The organism is Metabacillus niabensis (assembly GCF_902829255.1).
GTDB lineage: Bacteria > Bacillota > Bacilli > Bacillales > Bacillaceae > Metabacillus > Metabacillus niabensis.
Genome location: NZ_CADEPK010000198.1, coordinates 1 through 18,940 on the forward strand (window position 1 = coordinate 1; position 18,940 = coordinate 18,940).

General features: G+C 34.4%; 25 protein-coding genes. 22 read left to right on the plus strand and 3 right to left on the minus strand.

Going from position 1 to position 18,940, the window contains the following annotated elements; translation table 11 throughout:
* Positions 1-165: 165 nt before the first annotated feature.
* The 3 genes from fadH (at position 166) to HU235_RS13070 (ending at position 2,691) form a co-directional block, all read left to right on the plus strand.
* Complete coding sequence (fadH, locus tag HU235_RS13060) at positions 166-930, plus strand: 2,4-dienoyl-CoA reductase (protein WP_095299118.1); 765 nt, start codon at positions 166-168, stop codon at positions 928-930.
* A gap of 217 nt (positions 931-1,147) precedes the next feature.
* Positions 1,148-2,368 (plus strand): EAL domain-containing protein, encoded by a 1,221-nt coding sequence (locus tag HU235_RS13065; RefSeq protein WP_174880484.1) that lies wholly within the window; start codon positions 1,148-1,150, stop codon positions 2,366-2,368.
* Between the two features lie 83 nt (positions 2,369-2,451).
* Positions 2,452-2,691 (plus strand): hypothetical protein, encoded by a 240-nt coding sequence (locus HU235_RS13070; protein WP_095299115.1) that lies wholly within the window; start codon positions 2,452-2,454, stop codon positions 2,689-2,691.
* A 568-nt stretch (positions 2,692-3,259) separates the two neighbouring features.
* On the opposite strand, the gene HU235_RS13075 is transcribed toward HU235_RS13070, so the two are convergent.
* Positions 3,260-3,499: a glutaredoxin family protein gene (locus HU235_RS13075; RefSeq protein ID WP_174880485.1), complete on the minus strand. Its 240-nt coding sequence runs from the start codon at positions 3,497-3,499 to the stop codon at positions 3,260-3,262.
* Between the two features lie 285 nt (positions 3,500-3,784).
* On the opposite strand from HU235_RS13075, the gene HU235_RS13080 reads away from it, so the two are divergent.
* From HU235_RS13080 to HU235_RS13125, 10 genes are all read left to right on the plus strand, one after another.
* Positions 3,785-4,021, plus strand: a complete 237-nt coding sequence (locus tag HU235_RS13080) for a YkuJ family protein (RefSeq protein ID WP_095299111.1) — start codon at positions 3,785-3,787, stop codon at positions 4,019-4,021.
* Positions 4,022-4,083: 62 nt separating this feature from the next.
* Positions 4,084-4,233 carry a hypothetical protein gene (locus HU235_RS13085; RefSeq protein WP_095299110.1) on the plus strand — a complete coding sequence of 50 codons (150 nt, stop codon included), beginning with the start codon at positions 4,084-4,086 and terminating at the stop codon, positions 4,231-4,233.
* 159 nt (positions 4,234-4,392) lie between these two features.
* Entirely contained in the window at positions 4,393-4,911 is a 519-nt protein-coding gene (locus HU235_RS13090) for a ribonuclease H-like YkuK family protein (RefSeq protein WP_095299109.1), read from the plus strand.
* A 36-nt stretch (positions 4,912-4,947) separates the two neighbouring features.
* Complete coding sequence (gene abbA / locus HU235_RS13095; RefSeq protein ID WP_095299107.1) at positions 4,948-5,136, plus strand: antirepressor AbbA; 189 nt, start codon at positions 4,948-4,950, stop codon at positions 5,134-5,136.
* A gap of 266 nt (positions 5,137-5,402) precedes the next feature.
* The gene (gene cbpB / locus HU235_RS13100; protein ID WP_095299105.1) at positions 5,403-5,849 is read left to right on the plus strand and encodes a cyclic-di-AMP-binding protein CbpB; all 447 of its coding nucleotides are present in this window, start codon (positions 5,403-5,405) and stop codon (positions 5,847-5,849) included.
* Between the two features lie 136 nt (positions 5,850-5,985).
* A complete protein-coding gene (locus HU235_RS13105) occupies positions 5,986-7,422 on the plus strand; it encodes an MDR family MFS transporter (RefSeq protein ID WP_174880495.1) in 1,437 nt (478 codons plus the stop codon).
* 66 nt (positions 7,423-7,488) lie between these two features.
* A complete protein-coding gene (locus HU235_RS13110; RefSeq protein WP_095299103.1) occupies positions 7,489-8,355 on the plus strand; it encodes a LysR family transcriptional regulator in 867 nt (288 codons plus the stop codon).
* 150 nt (positions 8,356-8,505) lie between these two features.
* Entirely contained in the window at positions 8,506-9,216 is a 711-nt protein-coding gene (gene dapD, locus HU235_RS13115) for a 2,3,4,5-tetrahydropyridine-2,6-dicarboxylate N-acetyltransferase (protein WP_095299101.1), read from the plus strand.
* 52 nt (positions 9,217-9,268) lie between these two features.
* Positions 9,269-10,399 (plus strand): N-acetyldiaminopimelate deacetylase, encoded by a 1,131-nt coding sequence (locus HU235_RS13120; RefSeq protein ID WP_095299163.1) that lies wholly within the window; start codon positions 9,269-9,271, stop codon positions 10,397-10,399.
* A 131-nt stretch (positions 10,400-10,530) separates the two neighbouring features.
* The gene (locus HU235_RS13125) at positions 10,531-10,776 is read left to right on the plus strand and encodes a YkuS family protein (RefSeq protein WP_095299099.1); all 246 of its coding nucleotides are present in this window, start codon (positions 10,531-10,533) and stop codon (positions 10,774-10,776) included.
* 53 nt (positions 10,777-10,829) lie between these two features.
* Here the strand turns inward: HU235_RS13125 and HU235_RS13130 are convergent, their stop codons facing one another.
* Complete coding sequence (locus HU235_RS13130) at positions 10,830-11,621, minus strand: mechanosensitive ion channel family protein (RefSeq protein ID WP_174880486.1); 792 nt, start codon at positions 11,619-11,621, stop codon at positions 10,830-10,832.
* Between the two features lie 522 nt (positions 11,622-12,143).
* Between HU235_RS13130 and HU235_RS13135 the strand changes: the two genes are divergently transcribed.
* From HU235_RS13135 to HU235_RS13175, 9 genes are all read left to right on the plus strand, one after another.
* On the plus strand, positions 12,144-12,587 hold the full coding sequence (locus tag HU235_RS13135) for a TlpA family protein disulfide reductase (protein ID WP_174880487.1): 444 nt from the start codon (positions 12,144-12,146) through the stop codon (positions 12,585-12,587).
* A 224-nt stretch (positions 12,588-12,811) separates the two neighbouring features.
* Positions 12,812-13,411: a molybdenum cofactor guanylyltransferase gene (locus tag HU235_RS13140; RefSeq protein WP_233452220.1), complete on the plus strand. Its 600-nt coding sequence runs from the start codon at positions 12,812-12,814 to the stop codon at positions 13,409-13,411.
* A gap of 29 nt (positions 13,412-13,440) precedes the next feature.
* Complete coding sequence (locus HU235_RS13145) at positions 13,441-14,721, plus strand: molybdopterin molybdotransferase MoeA (RefSeq protein WP_174880489.1); 1,281 nt, start codon at positions 13,441-13,443, stop codon at positions 14,719-14,721.
* The gene (gene mobB / locus HU235_RS13150; protein ID WP_174880490.1) at positions 14,700-15,212 is read left to right on the plus strand and encodes a molybdopterin-guanine dinucleotide biosynthesis protein B; all 513 of its coding nucleotides are present in this window, start codon (positions 14,700-14,702) and stop codon (positions 15,210-15,212) included. The genes HU235_RS13145 and mobB overlap by 22 nt, the downstream gene beginning before the upstream one ends.
* Positions 15,205-15,678 (plus strand): molybdenum cofactor biosynthesis protein MoaE, encoded by a 474-nt coding sequence (locus HU235_RS13155; RefSeq protein ID WP_174880491.1) that lies wholly within the window; start codon positions 15,205-15,207, stop codon positions 15,676-15,678. The genes mobB and HU235_RS13155 overlap by 8 nt, the downstream gene beginning before the upstream one ends.
* Entirely contained in the window at positions 15,671-15,904 is a 234-nt protein-coding gene (gene moaD, locus HU235_RS13160; protein ID WP_174880492.1) for a molybdopterin converting factor subunit 1, read from the plus strand. Before HU235_RS13155 ends, moaD begins: the two co-directional genes overlap by 8 nt.
* 5 nt (positions 15,905-15,909) lie before the next feature.
* Positions 15,910-16,674: a molybdate ABC transporter substrate-binding protein gene (gene modA / locus HU235_RS13165; protein ID WP_174880493.1), complete on the plus strand. Its 765-nt coding sequence runs from the start codon at positions 15,910-15,912 to the stop codon at positions 16,672-16,674.
* A gap of 9 nt (positions 16,675-16,683) precedes the next feature.
* Entirely contained in the window at positions 16,684-17,343 is a 660-nt protein-coding gene (gene modB, locus HU235_RS13170; RefSeq protein ID WP_174880494.1) for a molybdate ABC transporter permease subunit, read from the plus strand.
* Between the two features lie 452 nt (positions 17,344-17,795).
* Entirely contained in the window at positions 17,796-17,999 is a 204-nt protein-coding gene (locus HU235_RS13175) for a cold-shock protein (protein ID WP_066330721.1), read from the plus strand.
* A gap of 193 nt (positions 18,000-18,192) precedes the next feature.
* Here HU235_RS13175 and HU235_RS13180 read toward each other — a convergent pair whose 3' ends face one another.
* Entirely contained in the window at positions 18,193-18,492 is a 300-nt protein-coding gene (locus HU235_RS13180) for a DUF6509 family protein (RefSeq protein ID WP_095299080.1), read from the minus strand.
* Positions 18,493-18,940 lie beyond the last annotated feature (448 nt).

The window sequence follows — 18,940 nt, forward strand, 5'->3', positions numbered from 1 at the left end:
AGTATAACATGTTTCAATTTATTACTTCTATGAAAAACAAATATGTAAATAGATCTTCATATATTTGTTAGATTTTAGCCAAATATTTATGTTAAAATAAAATGAATGACCATTCATTATTTTTCCTTAGTTTGGTAATTTAAGACAAAATAGGGGGTGCATTGCTTGTTAAATAAAGTGATTGTTGTCACAGGTGGTTCAAATGGGATGGGGAAAGCAATGGCTAGCCACTTTGCAAATGCTGGAGCCAAAGTTGTAATTATCGGCCGCACGCTTGAAAAACTAGAAGCAACAAAGCTAGAAATTGAAACATATGAAGGGCAAGTATTGCCTGTACAGCTTGATGTAAGGGACCCACAAAAGATTGAGGAAATGATTGAACAGGTTGAGCGAAATTTTGGTCAAATTGATGTATTGGTCAATAATGCAGCAGGGAATTTTATTTGTCCAGCCGAGAAGCTTTCAATAAACGGCTGGAATTCTGTGATTAATATCGTTTTAAATGGAACCTTTTATTGTTCTTCAGCTATAGGTAAGTACTGGATTTCTCGGCAAATTAAAGGGACGATATTGAATATGGTCGCAACATATGCATGGGATGCTGGTGCAGGAGTCATTCATTCAGCTGCAGCAAAAGCTGGCGTTTTATCGCTAACTAGAACATTAGCAGTTGAATGGGGTAGTAGATATGGAATAAGAGTAAATGCGATTGCACCCGGACCGATAGAGAGAACAGGTGGGGCTGAGAAACTTTGGGAGTCAAAAGAAGCAGCAGATAGAACTCTGCGCAGTGTACCATTAGGAAGATTAGGCACCCCTGAGGAAATTGCTCATCTTGCTGCATTTTTAATATCTGATGAGGCATCTTATATTAACGGTGAATGCATAACAATTGATGGAGGACAGTCATTAAGGCAACACCCTTTTTAAGCAATGTACATTATTAGTTTATTTATTTTTCGCGAAATAGACAAAATAGAATTTAACTCTATATGGTTTTAACTAACAATTATCCGTTAAGGAAATGTTTGAACAGCCTTTACGTAAGAAATTAGTTGTTTCAAAACACAGCTTAGAAATACGAAATCGAATAGGATTTATGATATAATCATTCATACTTAGATACATATAGGGTGAGGGGATTGTCATGGATCCATTAGATATTATGTCGAATATGGAAAAGGTTATACCATATTATCAAGCCATCTTTAGTGCTGATGAACAAAGGGTCATTGGCTATGAAATATTAGGTAGAATCGAGCTTAATCAAAATGAAATGAAAAGTCTAGGTTCATTTTTTCAAGATGATAATATACCAGATGATTTTCGAGTAGAGGTAGATGATTGGATCGTTAATAAAGCGCTAGATGAATTTTTGCAGCTAAATGATTCAGAACTTTTAATCTTTATAAACCGTGATGCTAATCTTCTCATGCTTGATCACGGTGAAAGCTTTCTTGAAATTCTCCTTGAAAAGCAGAATCACGGCTTGAAGTTAAATCAAGTAGTAATCGAGATAAATGAACATAATTTCCGTGGAGATGTTGATCAGCTTTATCATTTATTAATGTATTACAAAACATATGGAATTAAAATCGCGATCGATAATATTGGGAAAGCAAGCAGCAATTTAGATCGAATTGGCCTGCTCTCACCAGATATCTTAAAAATTGATTTACAGCCGTTGCGTATGACTTCACCATTGCAATCTTACTATGATGTCCTTTATTCCATTTCATTATTAGCAAGAAAAATCGGTGCGACCTTGCTATATGAGGATATTGAAGTGAATTTTCAACTTCAATATGCATGGAAAAATGGTGGGAGATATTATCAAGGTTATTTTTTAGAGAAGCCGAAAAGACAATTTATTGATCGCGATGATTGCAAAGAAAGGTTGAGAAATGAATTTCAGCATTATATTTCATCAGAAAAAAAGAAGCTTGAAAAACTTCACCATTTTACTGAGAACTTTCATGAGCGAATCCACCAATTAATAGCGAAATTAGGAAAACAATATGAAAATTATGATGAATTATTAGCTGAATTAGCAGTCCATTTAGATGATTGTAGTTTTAGAATTTACATATGTGACGAGGACGGCTTTCAACAATCAGTGAATATATATAAGAAAGACGAATGGGAAGTTCAACCGGAATATTATTTGAAAAATTGGAGTTGGCGTCCTTATTTTTTAGCTAATATTATGAAAATGCGCTTTGATAAAAAAGGGTTTTTAAGTGATGTTTATAGTGATATTGAGAAGGGGGATTTAATTCGCACCTTTTCTTATCCATTGAATCAGGAGCATTACTTATTTATTGATTTGTCATATGAATTTTTATATGAGCAGGAAAGTTTATTGTAAGGGCTATTTATTAGAAGGAAATGAAATCCAAAGCATATTCCTAATCATTCTGAGGTATCTTACGTATTAAGGGGTGAAATGGAATGAGCAATTTTACAACGATTCTTTTTACACTAGCTCTAATTATTTCCATTGTTAGTTTAATCTACACGTTTAAAGTTGGACGGACGGTAAGTGAGAGAAGAGCGAAACAGGATGGTCAAATAAGCGAAAAAGTTCAAGCACATCCGTATATACGAAATCCGGTTTTTTTAGCTTTTTTAATAGCAGGTATTCTATCTCTAGCATATATCTTTTATCTTGCTTATACAATCAGTTGGTAACAGCGGAAGAGTTCCGCTGTTTTTTTATGAAGGTGCTGTGGAAATTATCGTTTATTTTTACCACTATGTTGGACTTTATTTATCAGTTCTATTAAAGATACAAAAATTTGGGCTCTTTTTTGAAAGATTGTTGTTTTAGCACTATTTATATAAAGGTTAATGAGAGGAGCTACTTGCGAGACTCCTGGGGGATAAGTGGGATAGGTGAGATCCCATAAGTGTTACATTAATTAGGCTCACTACCCACCCTGCGAAAAACAAGTTCTGTAGCAGATATTAATCAAAAGCGACAACTAAAGTAAAAATAGAAGTTTACGAAAAAAAACAAAAGTTATAAGAAATAAGTTAGCTAAAAAAGGTTGACATTGAAAGTGATAATCATTATCATTGTAAATAAGAACAATAACTCTTCAAGTTCTTGGTCTTATTTATGTTAGAGGATTTAACCCGAGTCTTCGATTAACCAGGAATTTGATTAGTCATGCAACTCTCGATTTTCCCCCAAACCCCTTTTAATAGAAAGAGAAAAAGCTTGGCTGGTCACCAAGCTTTTTCTATGTACTTTATTTTATTTTAACTCCAATAGCTCCTCAAGCTTTTGCAAATCAAAGCCGATGACAATTTGATCGTCAACTGTCACAGTTGGTGTTGAAGTTGAAGATAGTTCATTTACTAAAATATCGCGAGCTTTCGAATCTATGCTTACGTCTTTTTCGCTGTATTCTATTTGATAATGATTTAAAAATTGTTTGACAATTTGACATGGTGGACAGCTTGGTTGTGTATAAACGACTACTTGTTTTTTCATTACAGTTCTCCTTTTGTTTAATTCCAATAAAAACGAATTAAAAAAGTTTAATATTGCTAAAAATGATGCCAAGATAATGAATAAAAATCGACAATTTTTTTATTTTGTAGAGAATAATAAAAGTTTTATTTGGTAATCCCTTAATACATAGTGTAAAATTGTAAAGGCACAAAGTAAAGATACTTACTTATTGAAATATTATTTCGTGGATAAAATGTATGGTAGAGTATAACAATACGAATAGGAAACAGTTTTCCGTTAACTCTTCCGGAAGGGGGATATTTAGTGTCACAATTATTAGGAATTATTACAAGACTACAAAGTTTACAAGAAAATGCAGGTTCTGGTGAGCCTCTACAACGTTTTTTTGAGGTTGAAGGTGAAAAGCGTTGCAGTGTGAAGTATTTCGATAAAACTAATACGTTTGAATTAGAGGTTTATCAAAAAGGCGAAAAACCACAATCATACCAATTTGATAATATTGATATGATTGCGATGGAGATTTTTGATTTACTTCAATAAGTATTAAGTATAATGTTGTTCGATTTAAGATGGTTCAAAAAACTCGAGAGAAGGAGTCTATCATGAGAAAAGATCCTAAAGTTATTTGCCCATTCTGTCAACAACAACAATCACTGTCAAAGTCGTTAACAGCTCAATCAAATCAAAATGTCATCTTTACGTGCTCTCATTGTCATGAGTCAATTAAAAACATTGAGACAAGTAAAGGATAGTCATTCCAATTATGGGATGACTATTTTTTATTTAAAATAAAATCGAACGTGTTCACCTCCTGTTTTCTTCAGATTCAACTCATATTTCAACTTATTGACGTCATATAATGTAATGAAAGGCAATTTTGACAAAAGCGGTTAATGATAAGGAGTAATGATATGAACGAATCTTTCACCTTTTATAATGTCTCAGAAAAGCGAATGTCATTTGCAACAGTAATCGAGCGTATAAAAGGCTTTTTGTTAAAAGATCCACGTTCAGAATATGTCCTATCGATTGGTTCTGATTCCCATGTTCATCATCAGGAGACAAAGTTTATAACAGCGATCCATATCCATCGTGTTGGTAAGGGAGCTTGGGGTTGCTTAAAGTTACATAGTGAAAAGAGGCCAATAGTAAGCTTACGAGAGAAAATTTCAATGGAAACGGCTCTTAGTCAAGAAATAGCAGCTTATTTCATATCTGATCATTTAAATGAATTAACAGATTTGTTAATTCCCTTTGTTCATGAAGGGGCTAATTTATTGTTTGAAATCCATCTTGATATCGGAAGAAAGGGTATGACGAAGGAGTTAATACAAGAGATGACTGGCAGAATAGAGGCGATGGGAATCGAAGCAAAGATAAAACCTGAATCATATACGGCTTTTAGTTATGCGAATCGATTTACAAAATAAAGGTTATGAAAAATTTTTCTAATTTATGGAGGAAACATGGAAACGAAGTTAAAAAAATTAACCTTAGACGATAAACAATTATTAGCGGAAGCGTTAATTAGCCAACAATATGCACTTGAAATCATAATCAGTGAGTTGAATGATATAGAATCAGGGATAAAAAGGATGGAGCAATCGAAGTATTTACAGCTACTTACTCTTTATGAAAAATTAAGGATTCGATAATAGAATACTGAACGGTGAAAAAGTTCATGACGTATTTAAAGATCAAATTATTACAAAGATACCAATTAGGTATCATTTTTTTTTCGATTTCAAGTAAAGGAGTATTTGTAAGTGTTTTCACGTAAAAGAATGAATACAATATGTTATGATAGAAAAGGGTGTTTTTATTCAATGATGATTGATTCGTTTCACTTTCACACACTTTCTCGGTTAACGAATTAGAAAATGGTGAAGAGCTAATGAAATGAAGAGAGGAAGAAACAGCAATGATGAATATTAAAACAGAAGAGTTAATGAATGCGACAATACAAGATTTAATGATACCAGGAGATAAAGTTGCCCATGTTCAAGTTGGCAACAACCTACAACATGCGTTACTTGTATTAACGAAAACAGGCTATACGGCAATTCCGGTATTAGATCCAACATTTAAATTGCATGGTTTAATAGGAATGAATTTAATTATGGATAGCATATTTGGATTAGAGAGAATCGAGTTTGAAAAGCTAGAGAAAATGAAAGTAGAAGAAGTAATGAATACGAATATTCCAAGATTATTTTTGGATGATACATTGGAAGTTGGCTTAGACCTTGTAGTGAATCATCCATTTGTATGTGTTCAAAACGAAGATCATGTGTTTGAAGGTATTTTTACAAGACGGGCAATTTTAAAGCGCCTAAAGAAACGGGTGCACCAACCTGATATTGGATAAAGAACGATGAAAGTCGTTCTTTTCCCCATTTTCAATTACATATTTTAAACTGAAAAGGAATTGATTTTTCTTGGGACAAGTATTATTTCAGTCTAAACAAAAAACAACTAAAAGACCTTTTGTTCTCGTAACAGTGATGTTAGCCATGTTCATGGCTGCGATTGAAGCGACAATTGTAGCTACAGCAATGCCGGCAATTGTTGCTGAATTAGGCGATTTCTCGTTATATAGCTGGGTTTTTTCTTCATATTTATTAATGAATGCAGTAACGGTATTAATCTATGGAAAATTATCTGATTTATTCGGCAGAAAACCAATATTAACAATAGGAATTATACTCTTTTTAATTGGGTCCATTTTATGTGGATTAGCAACGTCGATGGAATGGTTAATTTTTGCTAGATTTGTACAAGGTTTTGGTGCTGGTGCAGTAATGCCTATCGCAACTACGATAGTTGGTGACATATACACAAAGGAGGAAAGAGCAAGTATTCAAGGGTATTTGTCTAGTGTATGGGGGATTTCTGCGATAATGGGCCCTGCCATTGGTGGACTTTTAGTCGAGTTTGTCAGCTGGCGTTTTGTTTTCTGGATTAATGTTCCACTAGGTATATTGGCAATTATAGGTTTATATCTTTTTTTACATGAAAATATTGAGAAGAAAAAGCCACAGATTGATTACATTGGAGCAATCCTTCTTACTATTGCTGTTACAGCCTTTATGTTTGTTTTAGTCGAAGGGGGAGTTCGCTGGACATGGCTCTCATTTCCAATTCTCTTCCTCATTGGAATCTCAATTATATCGATAATAGCTTTTGTTATCTATGAAAGAAAAATTGATGAACCGATGATGCCGTTTGAACTTTGGAGTGAACGCTCAATCCTAATTGCCAATCTCACCTCTTTAACAACAGGTGTCATATTAATTGGACTCTCTTCATTTTTACCAACCTTTGTCCAAGGTGTTATGGAACAAAAAGCAATTATTGCTGGTTTAACTTTAACAACAATGTCAATTGGTTGGCCGATTGCCTCGATGATTTCTGGCAAAGCAATTTTAACAATTGGATTTAGGACAACATCACTAATAGGTGGCTTATCGTTAGTTGTTGGTACTACTATATTTATCTTTTTATCTAGCGAAAATAGCCCTATTATGGCTGCTGCAGGCTCTTTTTTAATTGGAATCGGAATGGGACTAACTTTAACAGCATTTATCGTGTCAATCCAAAGTACTGTTTCCTGGAATAAAAGAGGGGTTGCAACTGCAACAAATATGTTTATGAGAAATGTTGGCAGTACAATAGGTGCAGCATTGCTTGGAGGAATTTTAAATAGCAAAATCATGCAGTACTTTTCTGACCATGGAGTTAAAGATAATCTTAACCTAGATTCAACAACTACATTACTTGACCAATCAAAAAGAAGTGATTTGTCAGAGGAAGCAAGAAATCTTTTGCAGAATGGTCTAGAATTTGCTTTGCATCATGTCTTTATATTTATTTTTGGCTTTGCGATTATTAGCTTTTTGCTTATTTTATTTTTACCTAAATCAAAAAGGGCTGATACTTAGCATCAGCCTTTTTATTTGGAATAATCAAAAGATGAACTATCTGAATTATGTGAAGAAGGTGTTTTTATGCAAACGTCAGAACTACAAATCTTAGTTGTACTTGCTGAGGAAATGAATATGAGAAAAGCATCAGAACGATTGTTTGTTACTCAGCCGGCATTATCACAACGATTACAATCAATTGAGAAATCTTGGGGGTTTCAAATCTTTATTCGCTCTCCAAAAGGTTTATTGTTAACACCTGCGGGAGAAAAAGTGATTTCTTTTGCAAAAGAGGTCGTAGAAAAGGAAGAAAAGGTTAGGGAGCAAATTTCTGAACTGGAAAATGAGGTGCATGGCACATTGAAGCTAGCTGTTGCCTCAATAATAGGGCAACACTGGTTACCTGAAAGATTAAAAAAATATGTTCAAACCTATCCACATGCGAAGATTTCACTTATTACAGGGTGGAGTAGTGAAATACTAAAAAGCATGTATGATGATCATGTTCACCTAGGAATAATTCGAGGGAATCATGATTGGAAAGGGATAAAAGAACATCTTCTAACAGATACTTTATACTTAGTTGATACAGAAATAAGCCGGGTCGAAGATGTCCTACATACTGAGAGACCCTTTATACAATTTAAAAGTGATTCAAGCTATTATCAGGAAATACAGGATTGGTGGCATCGCCAATTTCAAACAACTCCTAAACGCACGATAGTTGTTGACCAAATTGAAACATGTAAGCAAATGGCATTTAATGGTATAGGTTTTGCGATATTACCGTCAGTCACTTTAAAGGAAGATGAGCAAAATATTTATAAAATACCACTATTAGATGAATATGGACAGCCAATAGAACGTGATACATGGTTATTAGGATTTGAATCTTCTTTTGAACTAAAACAAGTAAAAGCATTTATTGATATTATTCGTAATGAAAAGTAATTTGGATAGGGCACTAATTGTTATATGGTTAAGGTAGTTTATAGTATAATTTTGTTTCGGTGAAAAAATTAAGCAAACATAGCTTGTCAACCGAATCATCCTTTGATACAGTAAAGGATGATTGACATATCGAACAGGAGGTAAATACATATGAAAATGATGGATGCAAATGAGATTATCTCATTTATACAAAACAGTAAAAAGTCTACACCTGTAAAGGTCTATGTAAAGGGTGAATTAGAAGGAATTAATTTCGGTGAATCTGCACAAACGTTCCTAACAGGAAATACCGGAGTTGTATTCGGTGAGTGGTCTGATATTCAAGAAGCAATTGAAAATAATAAAGAGAAAATTGAAGATTATGTAGTTGAAAATGACCGACGTAATTCAGCTATTCCTTTATTAGACCTTAAAGGGATTAAAGCACGTATTGAGCCAGGTGCGATTATTCGTGACCAAGTTGAAATTGGTGATAATGCTGTCATCATGATGGGAGCTTCTATCAATATCGGTAGTGTAATCGGTGAAGGCACAATGATCGATATGAACGCAGTTCTTGGTGGACGTGCGACTGTTGGGAAAAACTGTCACATTGGTGCTGGGTCAGTATTAGCTGGTGTTATTGAGCCACCTTCAGCAAAACCTGTTGTTATTGAGGATGATGTTGTCATCGGCGCTAACGTTGTTGTCTTAGAAGGTGTGACTGTAGGAAAAGGTGCGGTTGTTGGTGCAGGAGCTATTGTAACAAAGGATGTTGAACCATACACAGTTGTAACAGGTGCTCCAGCTAGAAAAATTAAAGACATTGATGCAAAAACAAAGTCAAAAACTGAGATAATGCAGGAATTACGACAATTATAAGAGGTAGGCGTGGATGATTAAATCCGCGCCTTCAGTATATGGTGGTGAAAAGATGCAAAAGGAACAATTAATCCAAATCCGTAGGGACTTACACCAAATTCCCGAAATTGGCTTCCAAGAAGTGAAAACACAGCAATATTTATTAAACATCCTTAATCAGTTTCCTAGTGAACGATTAGAAATCAAAACGTGGCGGACGGGTATTTTTGCCCTTGTCAAAGGAACAAATCCGAAGAAAACGATTGGATATCGTGCTGATATTGATGGATTGCCAATAACTGAGGAAACGGGATATGATTTTCAGTCAACACATCCTGGCTATATGCATGCTTGTGGTCATGACTTTCATATGACAATTGCACTTGGAATTCTTTCGCATTTTATTGAAAATCCGATTGAAGATCATGTGCTATTTTTATTCCAACCCGCTGAAGAAGGCCCTGGTGGAGCGGAACCAATGTTAAACAGTGAAATTGCAATGCAATGGAAACCAGATATCATCACTGCATTACATATTGCTCCAGAGCTTCCGGTTGGAACAATTGCAACAAAGCCTGGCTTGTTATTTGCTAATACTTCTGAGCTATTTATTGATTTAAAAGGAAAGGGGGGACATGCTGCATATCCGCACAATACAAATGATATGGTTGTTGCAGCGTGTTCCCTTGTGACACAGCTTCAATCAATTGTGGCTCGCAATGTTGACCCACTTGATAGTGCTGTGATTACAATCGGAAAAATTACTGGAGGTACCGTTCAAAATATCATTGCCGAAAATGCTAGATTAGAAGGTACGATACGTACACTTTCAGTAGAATCCATGGAGAAAGTAAAAGAAAGAATTGAAGCTTTAGTAAAAGGACTTGAAATCGGCTATTCCTGTCAAGCAGTAATTGATTATGGTGCAATGTATCATCAAGTCTATAATGAGGAAGCATTAACAGCTGAATTTATGGAATATACTGCTGAACAAACAGATTTTGATGTACAGTTATGTACTGAAGCGATGACAGGTGAGGATTTTGGTTATATGGTTAGTCAAATTCCAGGCTTTATGTTTTGGCTTGGGGTTGGTTCGCCTTACGGGTTACACCATGCAAAATTAACGCCAAATGAAAAGGCTATAGAAGTTGCGGTAGAAGTTATGGCAAAATATATTACCTTCAAATCAGAACAAAAGTAGTGAATCATTCCTTTCGCTCAAAAAACTTTATTCTTTTAAAAGGCAATACTTTGAAGAAAGCGATTGTTTAGTACAGTCAAAGTATATTTTATCTACCTCTGTACACAATACATGTAGGAGGTGGATAAACGATGCCAAAAATTGGTGTGGAACAATCATTGTCAGATGTGACAGCAGCACTGCAACAAAAGGGTTATGATGTTGTCCAATTAAAAAATGAAAATGATGCACAAGGCTGTGATTGCTGTGTAATAACTGGGCAAGATCGTAACATAATGGGTATAAGCGACACAGTGACTGCGGGATCTGTAATTGAGGCAAGTGGATTATCTGCAGATGAAATTTGTCAAAGAGTTGAAAGTAAATTTAATCAATAACAGAGAAAAAGAGGTTGGAGTTTTTCTAACCTCTTTTATTTGAAAATATTAGGTTAAAGCTCATTTTCATCAAGAGTATTTTTTAAAAGCTTTCGTAAATTTCTCTCGACAGCCCACTGCTGCATATTTTCTGTTTTCGCAATGACTCTAATAACAACATCGGAAGAGCCAAGTGCTTGTACACCTATAACATTTGGTCCTTCGACAATTGAAGTATCCTCATTTCGGTATTTATCACAAGCATCTTGTAAAACAGCTATTGCCCGGTCTAGATCTTTATCATGAGGAATACTTATATCGACAAGAGCCCGCATATTACCTCGGGAATGGTTACTCACTTTTTTAATTTCACGATTGGGAATAAAATGAAGTGTTCCATCAAATCCTCTAACCTGTGTTGTGCGAAGTCCGACTTGCTCAACGATCCCTTCAAAATCAGCAATTGTTACATAATCCTCAACATCGATTTGTTTTTCAAGTAAAAGAAAAAAGCCTGTAACAACATCGCTAACTAACCCTTGAGCACCGAATCCTATTGCTAGTCCAACAACACCAGCTCCTGCAAGTAATGCTGTCGCATCATAATCGAATACTTGAAATACCATAACGATAAACATGAATATTAATACATATGACAAAACATTTAAAGATAAGCTTTGCAATGTTAAAGAACGTCCAGCTGAAATATTATTCCGTTCTTGAAAACGTTGAAATAACTTTTTAACGACTCTATTACCGATAGATCTGACAATGAAAAAGGCGATGGTAATACCAATTAATTTTAAAATAATGAGGCCTGCATTTGTTAATAATAATGCCCAGTTTATATTTGTTATAAAATCCATAAATAACTTCCTTTCAAAAAGTGTTACAAACCATCTTAACGGTTTTGTTTAGTTACCTTACCTTTCAATAGTTAAACATAAAATAGGGGGAATATACAATGTTTGTTAAGTAAAAAGAATAATATAGGAAAATAGCATTATCATTTAGTCTTTTATTAGTAGTCGTATTAATTTATTTTATTGCGCAATACTTGCTCTCTCGGGGGAAAGATTCTATCGGTTAAACACCTGTTGTTCTCCTATCCCGCGCATCCTACAGCAATTCTCGCACTAACCGTTACAAAGTTAAGCTGCCAAACAACAATAGTATAAAAAGTGCCTTTTTAAAAGATAGTTCAAAGAGCCTTTTTAATTTTCTATTTTGCCTTGTATTGACTGACTAAGATGTCTTTCCTATAATGGCACTGTAAAAGAATTGAGCGTTTATTTAGAATGATAAATTTTCCAGTCAACTTATTCAGATTTTTCTGTAAGCGCCATTATCTTCAGTTTACGATTGACACAATGTGGAGGGAAATTAAGATGAAATTACGCGAGTCAATGCCAGAGCTTTCGGGTGCTACAGAGTGGTTAAATGGTGAAGTTACTAAAGAACAATTGATTGGAGAGAAGCCAACACTTATGCATTTTTGGTCAATTAGCTGTCATGTTTGCAAGGAAGCGATGTCACAAGTGAATCAACTTCGTGATCATTACAGAGGTAAATTAAATATTGTTGCAGTACATATGCCGATTTCAGAAGATGATTTAAATATTGTAGATATTGAGAAAATTGCAGCAGAACATAGTGTTTTTCATCCTATCTTTGTTGATAGTAAGAAAAAATTAACGAATGCATTTGAAAATAAATATGTACCTGCCTATTATCTGTTTGATAAAGAGGGAAAGCTTCGTCATTTCCAAGCTGGAGCAAGTGGAATGAGAATGCTAGAGAAGCGGGTTAGCCGTATTGTATCTGTGTATTAACAGTTAAAAATTATATAATAATGTAAAGCCTAAAAAGTTAGTTACTTCTTTGGTAACTGACTTTTTTCAGTGTATAGATGCATAAATGAGCATGATAAGATGATAGAATGAAAAAGAAGTGATCTTTTTACATAGTCAATGTTTTTCTACTCGTGTCATTTATCACAACATTTCGATCTAAAAGGCAGTAAAATTACTAAGGAGCTGATCGCGGCTTGGAAAATATGATTGGCGTTTTATTAGCAGGTGGTCGTTCACAACGATTTGGACAGCCTAAAGCATTTGCACAATTTGAAGGGAAATGTTTTTGGGAACATTCGATTGATGCAATGAAAGAAGTAACGAATAAACAGATCATTATTAGCCATCCTGATATCGTGCATTTTTTCGAAGAAACATCACGAAATGAGATTTTAATGGACGATATTCATGTTAGAGGAAAGGGTCCACTAGCTGGGATATATACAGCGATGAAGTATGAAAAGGCTGAATGGTATATGATTTTATCGTGTGATATACCGTTAATAAATAAAAAGATTATTCGCTGTTTGGTAGATGCTAGAGAACAAGGAACTTTAGCGATTATTCCTAAAATTAATAATAGAATTCATCCGTTAGTTGGTGTTTATCACTATAGTACTTTTGAATATATTGATGAGGCTCTTCAAAAAGAGCGATATAAAATGATGAGTCTACTTGAAAAGATAAATGTAAAATATTTGTCGGACAATTTTATTCTTGCTAATCAGGATGCTTTTTGTAATATAAACTCACAGGAAGATTACATTGCTTTACAAAATAGTGATACTATAAAAGAATTATAATTAAAAAGTTCTTGTGACGGAGTGATTTAATGATAGAGAAAAGAAAGCCTTTGGCGGTGAAAGAGGCAATTAATCAAATTCTAAAGTTTTCAATAAAAGGCACTAGTGAATATGTTTCTTTACAAGATAGTGATGGAAGATATTTGGCAGAGGATTTAATTGCTGATCACCATGTGCCGCCATTTGATCGGTCACCATATGACGGATTTGCTATACGGTCAGTTGATACAACGGAAGCAAGTTCTGAAAACCCGGTAGAATTTGAAGTTATTGATGAAATAGGTGCAGGAGCAGTCAGTAATTTTACGTTAAGGAAAAATCAAGCGATCCGGATTATGACTGGTGCGCAAATACCTAGTGGCTGTGATGCGATTGTTATGCTTGAATTAACAAAAGTTTATAAAAAGAATGAAAAGATGTTTATGTCGATAAAACGGCGTTTTAGCAGTGGAGATAATATTTCCTTTAAAGGTGAGGACACTAAAAAAGGGACAATCCTTGTAAAAAAAGGAACTTATATTACACCTGGAATCATTGCTCTGCTTGCAACGTTCGGGTATTCAAAAGTAGCGGTAGGAAAAAAACCGAAAATTGGAATCATTGCAACAGGGAGTGAACTGTTAGAGATTGATGAACCGTTAGTGCCTGGGAAAATTCGAAACAGCAATTCCTATATGATCGAGTCACAGGTAAAAAGATGTGGTGCAGAGCCTGTTTTTTTCGGTAAGCTAGTGGATGATCTTAATACATGCTATGAAGCTGTGAAACAAGCATTAGAAGAGGTTGATTTTTTAATCACAACCGGTGGGGTTTCAGTAGGAGATTATGATTATTTACCTGAGATTTATCAACTTCTTGGGGCGAATGTTTTATTTAATAAGGTAGCGATGAGACCAGGAAGTGTTACAACCGTTGCTGAATATAATGGGAAATTATTATTCGGATTGTCAGGTAATCCATCAGCTTGTTATGTTGGCTTTGAATTATTTGTTCGGCCAATCGTGAGAACTTTCCTCCATTCTAATTATCCACACCTTCAAAAAACAAAAGCTGTTTTAGGAAAGGATTTTTTAAAGCCTAACCCATTTACTCGGTTTGTAAGAGGGCGGATGAGCTTTTCAGATGGAACATTAATAGCAACGCCTGTAGGCTTGGATAAATCGAATGTTGTAACTTCACTTGCAGATGCGAATATATTTATTGTTTTACCTGGAGGGACAAGAGGGTATCAAGCTGGAGATTTAGTAGAGATCTTAATGATAGAAGATCAAATTGGAAGTGATATACCGTGGGCAGAGTCTTTCAAGTAATTGGATATCAAAATAGCGGGAAAACGACATTTGTTGTTGATTATATAAAAGAGGCAGTGAAAAATGAACTAAAGGTTGGAACGATTAAACATCATGGTCACGTAAGTGCAATTCATCATCATGATAATAAGAAGGATACAGGTAAGCATCGTGAGGCAGGCGCACTAGTTTCAGTGATTGAAGGGAACGGTTCATTAATTCTTAATTCAGAATCCATCAGCTTTTCATTGCAGCAGCTTGTAAAGCTCTATTCTCATTTTTCGCTTGATGTCATTGTTGTTGAAGGGTATAAAGCTGCATGTTATCCGAAGGTAGTTTTTATAAGATCTACAGAGGATGCCTTTCTACTGGAAAATATAACGAATGTATTGTGTATAGTATCAGAGGTTCAACTTCCAGAAGAAATAGTAAATACATATAAATTATTTGAAAATAACCAAGAATGTATAAAATGGTTAATTACAAATGAAGCAGGTGAGTCGATTGAGTAAGTCGTTATTTGAAATTGTAAAAGAACCAATCGCATTAGAGGAAGTGACAAATAAAGTTATTCGCAGAGAAGCCGGTGCTATAACAACCTTTATTGGAACGGTGAGAGAATTCACATATGGAAAAAGAACATTATTTTTAGAATACCAAGCTTATGAAAAAATGGCTGTAAAAATGCTAGAGAGAATAGGAAATGAAATCAAAGAAAAATGGAAGGATGCAGAGGTAGCCATTACTCATCGGATTGGCAAATTAGAGATATCAGATATTGCTGTTGTCATAGCTGTATCAACACCACATAGAAAAGATGCTTATGAAGCGAATGAGTATGCGATAGAACGGATTAAACAAATTGTTCCGATTTGGAAAAAGGAAAAATGGGAAGATGGAGAGGAATGGATCGGAGATCAGTTAGAGAAAATATCCTATCCAGAGGGAAAGCCATCAGAGGAGGCAATAAATGATTAAACTATTATTGTTTGCACATTTACAAGAAAGAATAGGAAAAGATAGTTTTGAATTGAACATTACTAACGTTACAGTAGGACAATTAAAAGCCATGATTTCGGAAAAATATGATGTCGGTTCCCTTGAACATGTTATGGTTGCAATAAATGAAGAATATGCATTAAATGATGACATCATCCGTGAAGGTGATGTGGTCGCCTTTATCCCTCCAGTTAGTGGTGGGTGAATGATATGCTAACTAGATATCGCTATCTATTACTACCTTTTTTATTGTTTATGCTTGTAGGTTGCACATCAACTGAATCCGTTGAAAAGAAAAGTGAAATCACAATATCTGCAGCTGCTAGTTTAAAAAATGTGTTAGAAGAAATTAAAGTGAATTACGAAAAAGAGTATCAAATAACTATTAATCTTAATTTTGCAGCAAGTGGTATGTTAAGTAAGCAAATTGAACAAGGTGCACCAGTTGATTTATTTTTTTCGGCAGATGAACAGCATTTTGCTAATTTGGTAGAAAAAGGGATGTTAAAGAAAGAAGATACTGCACCATTGTTGAGGAATGAGCTTGTCTTAATAGCTCCTAAGGAGTCAACGATGTCAGCATTCAATGATATTCACCATATTAACAAGCTTGCAATTGGAATTCCGGATACTGTCCCAGCAGGTCAGTATGCAAAGGAGGCCTTAGAAAACCTCAACTTATGGCAGGATATAGAGGGGAAAATCATAACAGCAAAAGATGTTCGACAAGTTTTATCCTATGTAGAAACAGGTAATGTTGATGCGGGAATAGTCTATAAAACAGATGCTTATACGACTGATAAAGTAAAGGTAATTGCGACAATAGACTCGTCATTACACTCCCCGATCATTTATCCAGTAGGCATTGTTGCTAAAACAAAGCATTTTAAGGAAAGTGAAAAATTTTTTGATTACTTAAAGGGGGAAAATTCTTTAAAGCTTTTTGAAAAATACGGGTTTAAAGTTGTAGATTGAGGGGTAAAGATGAGTACAGAATTTTTGGATCCAATCATTTTATCGATAAGAATTGCCATTATTGCGAGCGCAATTGTCATGGTAATTGGAACTCTTATCGGGAAAATAATGGCGAATTTAAAATGGAAGGGGAAGATATTTTTAGAAATCCTTTTTATTTTACCATTAGTTCTTCCACCTTCTGTTGTTGGTTTTTTCCTAATTATTATTTTTGGCGTGAATAGTCCTATTGGTCAAGTCATTCAATCTATATTTGGATCACCAATCATTTTTACTTGGTGGGCAGGTGTCATAGCAGCTGTTGTTGTTGCCTTTCCGTTAATGTATCAAGTAACAAAGGCTGGCTTTGAAATGATTGACAATAGTATAGAGGATGCAGCAAGAGTCGATGGTGCAAATGAATGGGCAGTTTTTTACCGTATTTCGTTGCCTTTATCATTTCAATCGATTGTAACAGGCTTTATTTTAAGCTTTACAAGAGCATTAGGGGAATTTGGAGCAACACTTATGTTCGCGGGAAATATTCCGGGGAAAACCCAAACGGTATCAACAGCTATATATGTTGCAATTGATAGTGGTAATATGGAATTAGCATGGGACTGGGTAATCTCAATTATTTTGATTTCTACTAGTCTATTATTTATAGCTCAATTCATAAAAATAAAATAAGCCACATAAGAGATGAATTAACGGTAGGACAAGGGGAAGTAAATGCTTACATTGACAATTAGAGGATAATAGGTTACAGTAATATAGTGCTTATTATAAGAAATTCATTAAAAATAGTGCGTTGTGGATGCTTTTTCTTACTGTCGGTTAGTAATAACTGTTAAACAGATACGTTAAATCAATTCACACTGGCACGGTCTAGGAGCCGTAAGGACGAAAGAGAGGTAGGGCTTTCGTTGTTTTGAACTTTTTGCGATTTCAATTATATAAATAAGAGTGATGAAATAGATTATTCGTTAGTAATTTATTTTTAGAACAAATATGGAGCTATATAATTCACATATTATAGAGATTATCTACTCCTTAATTTGATACTCTCTATAATATGTGAATTTTTATTTACCGGAGTAAATATAGAGTAACATATTAAAAAATCTTTGGAGGTTTCTCTCATGAAAACAACTGGTACTGTAAAATGGTTTAATTCAGAAAAAGGTTTCGGATTTATCGAAGTTGCAGAAGGAAACGATGTATTCGTTCACTTCAGTGCTATTACTGGTGAAGGTTTTAAAACATTAGAAGAAGGACAAAAAGTAGAATTCAACATTGTTGAAGGTAACCGTGGTCCTCAAGCTGAAGACGTTGTAAAATTATAATAATAAGCATATTTGTGGCTGACAAAATTTATTTTGTCAGCCTTTTTAATGTGTTGAAATTAAAAACAAGTTTGCTAATAGGCTTAAGCTTGCTTACTTTCTGTGCGTTGACGTAAAAAGTGGCTTTGAATAGAAGTTTCTTGTAAACTTTTCAAAGCTATACAGCTTTTTATTGCAGTCAAAAGTAGAGAAATCAATCCACATCTACATATTCTTTAATTAGTTGCTGGCAATATGCATCGATAACCTTTTCTTCATCATCCTCTAATGCGAAGTCTAATACTTGTTCGGTTTTCTTTTCAATAAAATCATATTGGACAATTTTAGATTGAGCTTCTTCAACCGCATAGATGAGTTTTAGCATAACTCCATTTTCGCTATATAGTTCATCATCTTCCTCAATATTTAACGTAAGGAAAATTTCAAACCGCTCCCCTGATAAGATACCAAAAGGATCTTCTAACTTTTCAATTGTTGCATCAATAATTTCCATACTTGTTCCCTCATTTCTTATGTACATTTCATATTATCCTTTTAACAGTATGCCTTTTTCAAGAGCTATTAAAAAAATGTTGAATGATTTTATTTGTATTCAAGCGTACATTACCCTGTAAATACTTTGGACAAATTATTATATAAGTTCATTCAATCACTATTATAGTCGTTTAAAGGAGGGGAAGCCAAATTTTTGAGTATGTTATAAAATTATTGCTAATAAAGCAGGACGAAATTACTACAGTATTCCGATTTGGACAGTTAAATAGTTAATGAGCATTGTCTGAAAAAATGTTAGTATCTTACAAAAGTGAAATGGATTTACGATTTGATACGGAAAAATATGGTGATTAGAACGAGAAAATATTACAATTTACTCAATGTATGTTAGAAAATCTAACGTACTATTTTCAGAATTTTAGTTAAACTGGTTGACACTTTAGAAT